Genomic DNA, 12,000 nt, shown 5'->3' with positions numbered 1-12,000 from the left:
TAAGTCAGTCTAAATGTATTAACAAAAATGCTCCCGAGGGAGCATTTTAACTTCTACAGAGATACAAAAATGGCAGATTATTTCGTGAACTTAAGCACTAATTTGCCAGGGGCAACTTGAATGCTTTCGGTCATTTTTGCCATTAGTGCTTGGTTACTATCATTAGTATCAAGCACATAGACTGGCTGGCTTTCTAAGAATTGCCTTAGATAACTCATCACCTGAGGTGTGGCACTGCTGATCGCTTTTTCAATATCCTTGGGCGTTGATTCCACTTTGACTAATTCGAGCTGGCGCAGATAGACACTGTGCGTTGCGCTGTCATACCAAGGCTTGGCTTCGAAAGTTGTTGTGAGTTTGGCACTTAATGGAAAGATCGGATTCTTAATTGATACTTGAGTCGCGGCACTTACGCTCATAGTGTCAGGTTTTGCTCCTAGCTTGACACTGATGTCGTTAATGCGCACTTCTGCGCCAACGAATTGATTGCCTTGTTTAATCTCAAAATGGATCTCTTTACTGAGGTACTGCTCCATTTCGTGCTCGCTGATACTGTACTGCGAGACGCAGCCGCCAAGCAGTACAGTCAGTCCCAAGCAAATCGTGCGGGAAAGTTTTTTCATTAACCAGTGTTTCTCATTCCCGCTGCCACACCTGCAATGGTCAGCATTAGCGCTAACTGTACATGTTCAGACGCGGGAGTTTCGGTTGTTTCCTTACGTGTCCGCGCTAATAGCTCGGTTTGTAAGAAGTTTAATGGATCGATATACGGATTTCGCAGCTTAACAGACTCGCGATTCCACGGCGTATGCGCCATTAAGCTATCTGATTTTGTCAGTTCAAGCACGACTTTAATGCCCAGATCTAAGCGTTGGCGCAAGGTTTCGCCTAAATGATGCAAGTCTTTCGGTACTAAACAGGTTTCGTAGTAGCGGGCTAAATTAGGTTCCGCCTTGGCGTAGACCATTTCTAGCATTGAAATGCGAGTGCTGAAGAAGGGCCATTCCCGCTCCATATCTTGCAGTAAACCCATTTCACCGCGTTCACTGGCGGCTTGAAGTGCTTCACCGGCGCCAAGCCATGCAGGTAACATCAAGCGGTTTTGCGACCAAGCAAAAATCCACGGAATGGCCCGTAGGCTTTCAATCCCACCATCGACACGACGTTTAGCTGGGCGGCTGCCAAGTGGCAGTTTTCCTAATTCCACTTCTGGCGTTGCCGCGCGGAAATAAGCCACGAAATCCGGTTCATCTCGCACTATACCACGGTATGCACCCACGGATTCTTCAGCGATGCGTTGCATGCAATTGCGCCATTCTTGTTTAGGCTCTGGCGGTGGTAGCAGGGTTGCTTCCAATACGGCAGAGGTATATAAGGCTAAGCTTTGAACCGCGAGTTTTGGCAAGCCAAACTTGAAGCGGATCATTTCGCCCTGCTCAGTGACACGAATACGGCCATCTACCGACCCCGGAGGTTGGGATAGAATCGCTTTGTGTGCTGGACCACCCCCGCGACCAATGCTGCCGCCACGGCCATGGAATAGTGTGAGCTTGACACCCGCTTGTTTACAAACCGCGACCAATTGTTCTTGGGCACGATACTGAGCCCAAGCTGCCGCCATGACGCCAGCATCTTTGGCTGAGTCAGAGTAACCAATCATGACCTCTTGCATGCCTTTTGTGTAACCACGATACCAGTCGATATCGAGCAAATCAGTAATACATGCCGCAGCATTGTTTAAGTCGCTTAAGGTTTCAAATAGCGGTACCACGCGCATTGGGTGCGAACAGCCCGTTTCTTTGAGTAACAGTAAAACCGTTAAGACATCTGATGGTTTACCCGCCATCGAAATCACATAGGATCCGAGTGCTTTGGCCGGATGTTTAGCAATCAAACGACAGGTATTAAGCACTTCGGCCACATCGGCCGAGGGTTGCCAGTTACTTGGGATCAGTGGACGACGGTTGCTGAGTTCGCGTAATAGGAAGGCTTGTTTCTCGGTTTCATCCCAATGATTGAAATCACCCATGCCGAGGTAACGAGTTAACTCGGCGAGCACATCGCTATGACGGCTAGCGTCTTGGCGAATGTCGAGTCTGAGCATGTGAATGCCAAAGCAAGCGAGGCGACGGAGAATATCGAGCAATAAACCGTTGGCGATTAAGCGCATGCCACAGTCGGTTAAACTCTTATAAAGCATTTCTAACGGTACTTTGAGATCGCTTTCTTGCCAGATCAGGCTCGACTTATCGACTTCAGGATTGTGGCCTTCGATGCGTGCATTTAAATAATCTATGGTATCGCGCAGCCTTTGACGAAGTGAGCGTAATACATGGCGATAGGGCTCGCAGTTATTGTTGGTATAAGCCTTTAACTCATCATTGGCTTCTTCCATCGACAGTTCACCGACCAGCAGCACGATATCTTTTAAGAATAGTCTGGCGGCGGCATGGCGGTTACGATCGAGCACCTCTTGGGTGACTTTTGAGGTAACAAAGGGGTTGCCGTCGCGATCGCCGCCCATCCAGCTTGAAAAGCGCACTGGTGCGATATCAATCGGTAATTGCTGCCCTGTACGTTGCTGCACTTGGTCGTTAAGTTGTCTTAAGAAGTCAGGCACCGCATGCCAGAGTGACTCTTCAATGGTGGATAATCCCCAGCGGGCTTCATCCACAGGTGTTGGGCGCTCACGGCGGATCTCATTGGTGTGCCATATTTGCGCGATTAATTGGCGCAGGCGCAGATTGATCTGTTGACGTTCCCTATCCGACAGTTGGTCGTTTTCTTGCTCTGTTAGGCAGTCGACGATGGCTGCATACTTTTGGATCAGGGTGCGACGGGATATTTCAGTGGGGTGCGCTGTTAGCACTAGATCAATATCCAGTGTTTTTAGACAGTCGAGCATCTTTGTTTGATCAATCCGACCATTGAGCATACGACCTAGGAGTTGTTCTACTGGATCAGGTACGCAGACAAGCTCGTCACAATTGCGACTAATAGTATGAAATTGTTCAGATAAATTGGCTAAGTTAAGGAACTGATTGAATGCCTTTGCAAAAGGGACTAATTCTTCGTCTGGCAGTGCCGTGAGTAACTCGAGCATTTGCTCTCTGGCTGCTTGATCGCCTCTGCGTGAGTCTTTGGCAAGCTTACGGATCTGTTCAACTTTCTCAAGAAAAGAGTCCCCAAGATGGGTTCGCATAGTATCGCCAAGGATTTGGCCTAACATACTCACGTTCGATCTTAATGACGCATACATATCTGTCATATTGTCTGCCGCGTTTACTGACATAGTTACTCCGAATAGAAAAACACAAAAATCCGCTGTGCATTTAGCTCGTTAGCACAATACCTATCACTTGGGGCTATGGTCAACAGCAGAACTTATAACTTATACGACTGGCTTATCTGATATACAACCGATCACGATATTCGATGAAGAATATTCAATAGAAATGCGAAGTCACGCAATATTTTGTGATGATTAGCGTAAGTGAATATGAAGTGCATCATTTTGTGCTTTGCAAGCATGTATCTTAGCTGTTAATAAAAAGGACTGGTTTCGGTGCAAATTAGACCTAGATAACTGAGTTATTAACGAGTTAGCTGAATGAGGAACTTACCGATGAAATCCACTGCAGAGTAAGGAATATGAAAATAAATTAAAAATATATATTCACATATATTGCATAAGTAGATCTTTGTGGTAGTCTAGCCATCAGTTGAGATGAGTCACCCCCCTGTGACCTGTAGAGTGAATATCATGATGCACAGTATTAGCCTGACAGTGAATAAAATAACAATCTATTACGATTTCCTGCGACGATAGTCTTGTCATCATAGATGTACGCGGTTGCGTGTACGCTATTCATCTATTCTTTAAGTTTCTTTGATTCGGTTAATAAGACAAAACACATGAAAAATATTGCCATTATTGGTGCCAGTGGTTACACAGGCGCGCAACTGACCGCTTTAATCCATGCAGAAGCAGAACTGACGATTCAGGGTTTGTATGTTTCTGAAAACAGTTTAGATAAAGGTAAACCTTTAGCCGATTTGTACCCTAGCTATAGCCATATTGCATTAACGCTGTCGCCATTGTCCGATGAAGCTAAGGCAAAAATCGTTGCTGAAGCCGATGCCGTGGTCTTAGCGACTGAGCATTCAGTAAGCTTGCATTTAGCGGCCTGGTTTTATGCACAAGGTTTGGCGGTATTCGATTTAAGCGGTGCATATCGTTTCAGCGATGTGGCGCAATACCCTAAGTGGTATGGCTTTGAGCATGAATATCCTGAAGTTTTAGCCAAAGCCGTGTATGGCCTTGCCGAATGGAATGCTAAAGAAATCGCTGCGACTAAGATGATTGCCGTGCCAGGTTGTTACCCTACTGCATCGTTGACAGCGTTAAAACCATTGGCGAGTTTACTGACATCGGCTTATCCGGTGATCAATGCGGTGAGTGGCGTAACAGGTGCAGGCCGTAAAGCGCAGTTACACACCAGTTTTTGTGAAGTGAGCCTGACACCCTACGGTGTATTAGGCCACAGACATCAACCCGAGATCGCCACTCAGCTTGGCCAAGAAGTGATATTTACACCGCACCTTGGTAACTTTAAACGTGGCATTTTAGCGACCATTACCGTACAGCTAAAACCGGGCACAACGACTGCCGATGTGGCAGCGGCCTATAGCGTGTATGACAAGGCGCCATTGGTCACCGTGAAGCACAATCAGTTCCCGAAAGTGGATGACGTGGTGCTGACACCTAACTGCCACTTAGGTTGGAAGTTTGATGAGAATAGCGGTTACTTAGTAGTGGCCAGTGCCATCGATAACTTGATGAAAGGTGCTGCCAGCCAAGCGCTGCAATGCATAAAGATTCATTTTAACCTTTAATTGTTCATCCTTATTTAAGAGAGTCGTCAAGATGTCTACAAACAACTCAGTATTAGTGCTTAAAGTGGGCGGCGCGCTGCTGCAATGTGAAATGGGGATGGCGCGATTGATGGATACGGCTGCGGCTATGTTAGCCAATGGTCAGCAAGTGTTGATGGTACATGGCGGCGGCTGTCTGGTGGATGAGCAGTTAGCAGCAAACGGTATGGAGACCGTCAAGTTAGAAGGTTTACGGGTGACTCCGCCCGAGCAAATGCCGATTATTGCCGGCGCACTTGCGGGCACTTCGAACAAAATCCTTCAAGGCGCAGCGACTAAGGCTGGCATTGTGAGTGTGGGCATGAGCCTTGCCGATGGCAATACTGTTTCGGCTAAGATTAAAGATGAGCGTTTAGGCCTTGTTGGCGAAGTCACGCCAAAGGATGGCACTTATCTTAAGTTTATCCTTGAGCAAGGTTGGATGCCGATTTGTAGCTCTATCGCCATGATGGACGATGGTCAAATGCTTAACGTCAATGCTGACCAAGCGGCGACGGCACTAGCCAAGTTAGTAGGAGGCAAGTTAGTGCTACTGTCGGATGTTTCTGGGGTGCTCGATGGTAAAGGCCAGCTCATCCACAGTTTAAATGGCAAGCAGATAGCAGACCTTGTTAAGCAAGGTGTGATCGAAAAAGGAATGAAGGTCAAAGTTGAAGCTGCGCTCGAAGTCGCGCAGTGGATGGGGCAGGCGGTACAAGTTGCCTCGTGGCGTGATGCAAGCCAATTAATCGCATTAGCAAAAGGTGAAGCCGTAGGAACACAAATCCAACCATAAGTGGAGTAGGTTATGAAGCATTTACTATCGATAAAAGACTTAACCCAGCAGCAGTTACAGGATCTCATTGCCTTGGCAAAAACGATCAAAGCCAATCCGGCAGAGTATCGTCATGCGCTGGATGGCAAGAGTGTGGTGATGTTATTTGAAAAGCCCTCGCTCAGAACCCGCGTTAGCTTTGATATCGGTATTAATAAGCTCGGTGGCCACTGTTTATACCTAGACCAGCAAAATGGTGAGCTGGGGAAACGGGAATCGGTTGCTGACTTTGCTGCTAACCTGTCCTGTTGGGCCGACGCAATTGTGGCGAGAACCTATTCACACACCACTATCGAACAATTAGCCGAGTTCGGCTCAGTGCCTGTGATCAATGCGCTGTCAGATCTTTATCATCCTTGCCAAGCCTTAGCTGACTTTTTAACTCTGGCAGAGCAGTTTGAGGATGTCAGCAAAGCTAAATTAGCTTATGTTGGTGATGGTAATAATGTCACTCACTCGCTGATGTATTGTGCGGCTATTCTCGGTGCCACCATGACAGTGATCTGCCCTGCGGGTCACTTTCCTGATGGCTACGTAGTGGCAGAAGTGCAAGAGCTCGCCAAACGATATGGCGGCAAGATAGTGCTGACCTCAGATATCGATGCGATTGAAGGCCACGATGCTATTTATACTGATACTTGGATTTCAATGGGCGATTCAACTCCATTAGCGGAGATTAAGGATAAGTTTGCACCTTATCAAGTCAACAAAGCCTTGATGGCGAAAGCGGGTGCTAACTTCTTTATGCATTGTTTGCCCGCCCACCGTGGTGTAGAAGTAACAGATGAAGTGATGGACGGTGCAGGATCCTTAATTCTGCAACAAGCCGAAAATCGGATGCATGCCCAAAATGCAGTACTGGTAACCTTATTTAGTTAAATTAACCCTGTTTAGCAGCCTGTTTTCTCCTTGAGAGAAACGAGTCATAGGAATTTAAGATGTCTATCGAGAACAAAAATACTGGCGTGAAAAAAGTGGTTTTAGCCTATTCAGGTGGTCTAGATACCTCGGCCATTATTCCTTGGTTAAAAGAAAACTACGATAACTGCGAAATCATTGCATTTTGCGCCGACGTCGGCCAAGGCGAAGAAGAGCTCGTTGGCTTGACTGAAAAAGCCTTAGCCTCTGGTGCATCAGAATGCCATATCGTCGATCTGAAAGAAGAATTTGTTAAAGACTATATCTACCCAACTATGGCAACGGGTGCGATTTACGAAGGCACTTATTTACTCGGTACGTCAATGGCGCGTCCTATTATTGCTAAAGCGCAGGTTGAAGTGGCCCGTAAAGTGGGCGCCGATGCCCTGTGCCACGGTTGTACTGGTAAGGGTAACGACCAAGTGCGTTTCGAAGGTTGCTTCGCCGCATTAGCACCTGATTTAAAAGTGATTGCCCCATGGCGTGAATGGACTATGCAGAGCCGTGAGGATCTGTTGGACTATTTAGCCGAGCGCAATATCAAGACGTCAGCATCAGCGACTAAAATCTATAGCCGTGATGCTAACGCCTTCCATATTTCCCATGAAGGCGGTGAGTTAGAAGATCCATGGAACGAGCCAAGTAAAGGTGTGTGGACACTGACTGCCGATCCAGAAGATGCGCCGAACCAACCAGAATACGTGTCACTCGAAGTCGAAAATGGTCGTGTGACTAAAGTAAACGGCGAAGCATTAACGCCATACGCTGCGCTGATGAAACTGAATGCCATTGCGGCACCCCATGGCGTGGGTCGTATCGATATTACCGAAAACCGTTTAGTGGGTATGAAGTCTCGTGGTTGTTACGAAACACCAGGCGGCACAGTAATGTTCGCGGCGCTGCGCGCGATTGAAGAGTTAGTACTGGATAAAACCAGCCGTACTTGGCGTGAGCAGGTTGGCGCACAAATGGCGCATCTAGTGTATGACGGCCGTTGGTTCACGCCGCTGTGTAAGTCTCTGCTGGCAGCATCTGAGTCATTAGCCGAGTCTGTTAACGGTGGAGTCGTGGTTAAACTCTACAAAGGTCATGCGATTGCCGTTAAGAAGCGCTCGCCAAACAGTCTGTACTCTGAAGCGTTTGCGACCTTCGGTGAAGACCAAGTGTACGATCAAAAACACGCAGAAGGCTTTATCCGCCTGTACTCACTAGCGAGCCGCATCCGCGCGCTCAACGCTAAGTAATAGGCAGACAGAAAGGGCGCCTAGCGCCCTTTTTTATATCTTAAGTTTTAATGGCTTTAACGTATTAAAAGCAGTGACCGAGGGGATTGAGCATGGCTTTATGGGGTGGAAGATTTCAGGGCGAAACCAGCGCGCTATTTAAATTATTCAACGATTCACTGCCAGTGGATTACCGTTTGTTTGAGCAAGATGTGGTCGGCTCTATTGCTTGGGCGGATGCGATTGCCAGCGTGGGTATTATCACCGCAACTGAATGCCGTGACTTGAAAAAAGCACTCAATGACTTGCTGGTGGAAGTGCAGGGCGATCCAGCGATTATTCTCACCTCGGGCGCCGAAGATATTCACAGTTTCGTCGAGTCGGCCTTGATTGCTAAAGTGGGCGATCTCGGTAAAAAACTGCACACTGGCCGTAGCCGTAACGATCAAGTTGCCACCGATTTAAAGCTTTGGTGTCAATCCGAAGGCAAAGCATTACTCGCGCGCCTTCAAGGCTTACATGCTGAATTACTGGCGTTGGCTGAGCGTGAATTTGATGCGGTAATGCCCGGTTACACTCACTTGCAGCGCGCGCAACCTGTGACATTTGGTCACTGGTGTTTGGCCTATGTGGAAATGACTGAGCGGGATATCAGCCGTTTAGCCGATGCGTTAACTCGCGCGAATACTTGCCCATTAGGTTCGGGTGCCCTTGCTGGCACAGCCTACAAAATGGATCGACATGCACTGGCTGCAGCGTTGAACTTTTCTTCGCCAACGCTGAATAGCTTAGATAGCGTATCAGACAGAGATCACGTGGTAGAGCTTTGTTCAACCGCCTCAATCAGCATGATGCACTTAAGCCGTATGGCTGAAGATTTGATTTTCTTTAACTCAGGTGAAGCAAACTTTATTTCCCTGAGTGATGAAGTGACCTCGGGTTCATCCCTGATGCCACAGAAGAAAAATCCAGACGCATTAGAGCTTATCCGTGGTAAAACCGGCCGGGTTTATGGCAGCTTAGTGGGCATTCTCACTACGATGAAAGCGCTGCCTTTGGCGTACAATAAAGATATGCAGGAAGATAAAGAAGGCCTGTTTGATGTGGTCGATAGCTGGGCAATTTGCCTCGATATGGCGGTGTTAGTGTTATCTGGCTTGAAGGTTAATCGTCCTAATGCGCTGTTAGCCGCGCAGCAAGGTTATGCCAACTCTACTGAATTGGCCGATTATCTAGTATCTAAAGGTATGCCTTTTAGAGAGGCGCATCACGTAGTGGGTGAAGTCGTCGTAGCAGCGATAGCGAAGCAAATTCCGCTCGAGGATTTCTCCTTGGCCGAATTAAAAACTTTTGCCGCTATCATTGAGGAGGATGTTTATCCCAACCTGACTATTGAAGCCTGTTTGGCGAAACGCGATGTACTCGGCGGTACTGCTTTGCCACAAATTCAACAGGCTATTGCTGCCAAGAAAGCACGCTAAGGCATGCTTAAGACAATAAAAAACGCGACCCTAAGTCGCGTTTTTTATTGGTTATTCATTGTTATCACAAAAAAGATGAAGCCTATTGGAATAAATCATCCGTTGGTGATTCGATAAAGAGGCTATTTTCATCTTGCGTTTCACTGATGTATTCCTTCGGTTCGGTACCCGAAATAAAGTACTCGAACGCACTGGTATAGTCAGTTTTTCGGGTGAGTTTACCTGTCGCTAAATCGATTCGTACTGAGACAATACCTTCAGGTGGGATCAAAGTTGCTTCAGGTGTACCTTTTAAGACACCGTTCATAAACTCGTTCCAGCCTGGCCCTGCGGTTTTTGCTCCAGCTTCTGCTCCCGTGATTTGATCTTTTTCGCCATTGGCATTCCAAGCGGTTCTACCTAATTGTCTACCATGATCATCAAATCCAACCCAGAAAGTGCTGGTAAGTGCAGGGCTAAAACCACTGAACCAAGTATCACGTGATTCGTTAGTTGTACCTGTTTTACCTGCAATATCGTGTCGTTTAATCAACTGCGCAGCACGCCAAGCCGTACCTTGCCAGCCAGTGCCTTTACTCCAATCGCCGCCACCCCAGATAACACTCTTCAGGGCTTCAGTAATAAGAAATGCAACCTGTTCAGAAATAATTTGTGGTGCATAACGGCCTGTTTGTCCAAAGCAATATGCAGTAGGTTCGTCTGTTGCTAAATCTGCATTGCCAAAATTCATCGGGTCATTTGACTGCGGGGCCGCTGTGTTGCTTGGTTTGCAAGCTAAGGTTGGATTTGCTTTCTCGATGACATTGCCAAAAGAATCTTCTACACGGTCAATATAGAAAGGTTCAACTAAGTAGCCTCCATTGGCAAATACGTTAAACGCAGTAGAAACTTGTAGTGGAGTTACCGAAGGAGAACCTAAGGCCAAAGATTCGTTGCGGGGTAGATCGTTTGGATTAAAACCAAATTTTACCAGTTCAGCTATCGCAGCATCTAAACCAATATGGCGCATCGCACGAACTGACATTACGTTGATCGACTGTGCTAAACCCACACGTAAACGAGTTGGGCCGCCATAGATATCAGGCGAGTTTTTAGGCCGCCATGCGGTGCCTTGGCTGATATCGGGTTTATTAATTGGCGCATTGTTGATTAAGGTTGCTAAGGTAAAGCCTTTCTCTAACGCAGCAGCATAAATGAAAGGTTTGATGTTTGAGCCTAATTGACGTTTTGCTTGGGTCACTCGGTTATATTGACTTTGGCTAAAGCTATAGCCACCAACCAAGGTACGAATAGCGCCATTTTGTGGATCGAGTGATACAGTGGCACTCGCAACCTCTGGTACTTGGGACAACTGTAAATATTGACCGTTATCGCGGATCCAAATACGTTCACCCACATTTAGCACATCAGCAGCCGTTTTAGGAACGCTACCCTGACGTTTATCGGTAATGAATTTGCGCGCCCACTTTAATCCATCCCAGTTGATGACTTTGGTTTCACCTTTGGCGGTTAATACGCTTGCTTGCTGACCATTAAGACCTAACACCGCAGCAGGGTGTAATTCCTGTACAGGCGTGATCTTAGCAAGTTCAGCTTGAATTTGGGTGTTATCTGGCCTGGTTCCTGTCCACAGCACTGCTGCGGCACCTCTATAACCATGGCGTTCATCGTAGGCGTATACATTATTACGTAAAGCTTGTTGTGCGAGTAACTGCAGATCCGATGAAATCGTGGTGTAGACGTTATACCCATTGGTATAGGCTTCTTCTTCACCATATTTTTGTACCATATAATCCCGCGCCATTTCCGAAATATACGGCGCATAGAGATCAATTTCAGCGCCATGGTATTTAGCGACTAAAGGTTCTTGCAGAGCCAGTTGGTACTCAGTTTGATTGATGTAACCGACTTCATTCATTCGCATTAGCACCACATTGCGGCGAGCCAATGCGCGTGAATGTGACGTAATAGGGTTAAGTGTTGAGGGAGCCTTAGGCAAACCCGCAATCATACTCATTTCGGATAGGCTGAGATCTTGTACGTTTTTACCAAAATACACTTGAGCTGCAGCGCCAACACCATAGGCTCTTTGACCTAAATAAATGCGGTTAACATAGAGTTCGAGGATTTCATCTTTGGTTAGCAGTTGCTCAATGTGATAGGAAATAAAAATCTCCTTCACTTTACGAATAATGGTTTTGTCACGGGTTAAGAAGAAGTTACGCGCCACCTGCATAGTGATCGTACTTGCACCTTGTTTCTTTTCGCCTGTAGTTAACATGACGACCGCAGCACGAATAACACCAACAGGATCGATTCCGCCGTGTTCATAGAAACGTGCATCCTCTGTTGCAAGGAAGGCTTGCAACAGCGGTTTAGGGACTTCTTCCAACTTTAATGGAATACGACGCTTTTCACCAAACTGAGAAATGAGCTTGCCGTCGCTGCTATAAATGCGCAAAGGTGTTTGTAATTGCACATTTTTTAGTGTCGAAACATCCGGCAAATCCGGCAAAACATAAAAGTATGCTGCAACAATGGCGCCTACACCCAGAAGGGCTAGACTAAATAGAGCTATAACAATACGTTTTAACCACTTCACCTAAATTGTTCCTAATGTTCAGTTAAG

General features: G+C 46.8%; 8 protein-coding genes. 5 read left to right on the top strand and 3 right to left on the bottom strand.

Annotated elements, in window-relative coordinates:
• Positions 1–77 precede the first annotated feature (77 nt).
• Together SPUTW3181_RS20035 and ppc are read right to left on the bottom strand one after the other, a co-directional pair.
• Positions 78–623: a DUF1439 domain-containing protein gene (locus tag SPUTW3181_RS20035; RefSeq protein ID WP_011791089.1), complete on the bottom strand. Its 546-nt coding sequence runs from the start codon at positions 621–623 to the stop codon at positions 78–80.
• Positions 623–3,292, bottom strand: coding sequence for a phosphoenolpyruvate carboxylase (ppc, locus tag SPUTW3181_RS20030; protein WP_011791088.1), 2,670 nt, complete (start codon positions 3,290–3,292; stop codon positions 623–625). The genes SPUTW3181_RS20035 and ppc overlap by 1 nt, the downstream gene beginning before the upstream one ends.
• Positions 3,293–3,915: 623 nt before the next feature.
• Here ppc and argC point away from each other — a divergent pair.
• The 5 genes from argC (at position 3,916) to argH (ending at position 9,371) form a co-directional block, all read left to right on the top strand.
• On the top strand, positions 3,916–4,896 hold the full coding sequence (argC, locus tag SPUTW3181_RS20025) for an N-acetyl-gamma-glutamyl-phosphate reductase (protein ID WP_025008223.1): 981 nt from the start codon (positions 3,916–3,918) through the stop codon (positions 4,894–4,896).
• A gap of 31 nt (positions 4,897–4,927) precedes the next feature.
• A complete protein-coding gene (gene argB / locus SPUTW3181_RS20020; protein WP_007644494.1) occupies positions 4,928–5,710 on the top strand; it encodes an acetylglutamate kinase in 783 nt (260 codons plus the stop codon).
• Positions 5,711–5,722: 12 nt separating this feature from the next.
• Entirely contained in the window at positions 5,723–6,628 is a 906-nt protein-coding gene (locus tag SPUTW3181_RS20015) for an ornithine carbamoyltransferase (RefSeq protein ID WP_011791086.1), read from the top strand.
• 59 nt (positions 6,629–6,687) lie between these two features.
• Positions 6,688–7,911 carry an argininosuccinate synthase gene (locus SPUTW3181_RS20010; RefSeq protein WP_011791085.1) on the top strand — a complete coding sequence of 408 codons (1,224 nt, stop codon included), beginning with the start codon at positions 6,688–6,690 and terminating at the stop codon, positions 7,909–7,911.
• A gap of 92 nt (positions 7,912–8,003) precedes the next feature.
• Positions 8,004–9,371, top strand: coding sequence for an argininosuccinate lyase (gene argH, locus SPUTW3181_RS20005; protein ID WP_011791084.1), 1,368 nt, complete (start codon positions 8,004–8,006; stop codon positions 9,369–9,371).
• Between the two features lie 82 nt (positions 9,372–9,453).
• Here argH and SPUTW3181_RS20000 read toward each other — a convergent pair whose 3' ends face one another.
• Positions 9,454–11,973 carry a penicillin-binding protein 1A gene (locus tag SPUTW3181_RS20000; RefSeq protein WP_011791083.1) on the bottom strand — a complete coding sequence of 840 codons (2,520 nt, stop codon included), beginning with the start codon at positions 11,971–11,973 and terminating at the stop codon, positions 9,454–9,456.
• Between the last annotated feature and the right edge of the window lie 27 nt (positions 11,974–12,000).

The sequence above is a fragment of the Shewanella sp. W3-18-1 genome, assembly GCF_000015185.1.
Taxonomy (GTDB): domain Bacteria; phylum Pseudomonadota; class Gammaproteobacteria; order Enterobacterales; family Shewanellaceae; genus Shewanella; species Shewanella putrefaciens.
The sequence above is the reverse complement of the archived record's forward strand: the minus strand, read 5'-3'. Positions and strand labels throughout refer to the sequence as shown.

Bases quoted from the DNA above. Each gene is read 5' to 3' on its own strand.
- SPUTW3181_RS20035 (WP_011791089.1), bottom strand. From the start codon at position 623: ATGAAAAAACTTTCCCGCACGATTTGCTTGGGACTGACTGTACTGCTT.
- ppc (WP_011791088.1), bottom strand. From the start codon at position 3,292: ATGTCAGTAAACGCGGCAGACAATATGACAGATATGTATGCGTCATTA.
- argC (WP_025008223.1), top strand. From the start codon at position 3,916: ATGAAAAATATTGCCATTATTGGTGCCAGTGGTTACACAGGCGCGCAA.
- argB (WP_007644494.1), top strand. From the start codon at position 4,928: ATGTCTACAAACAACTCAGTATTAGTGCTTAAAGTGGGCGGCGCGCTG.
- SPUTW3181_RS20015 (WP_011791086.1), top strand. From the start codon at position 5,723: ATGAAGCATTTACTATCGATAAAAGACTTAACCCAGCAGCAGTTACAG.
- SPUTW3181_RS20010 (WP_011791085.1), top strand. From the start codon at position 6,688: ATGTCTATCGAGAACAAAAATACTGGCGTGAAAAAAGTGGTTTTAGCC.
- argH (WP_011791084.1), top strand. From the start codon at position 8,004: ATGGCTTTATGGGGTGGAAGATTTCAGGGCGAAACCAGCGCGCTATTT.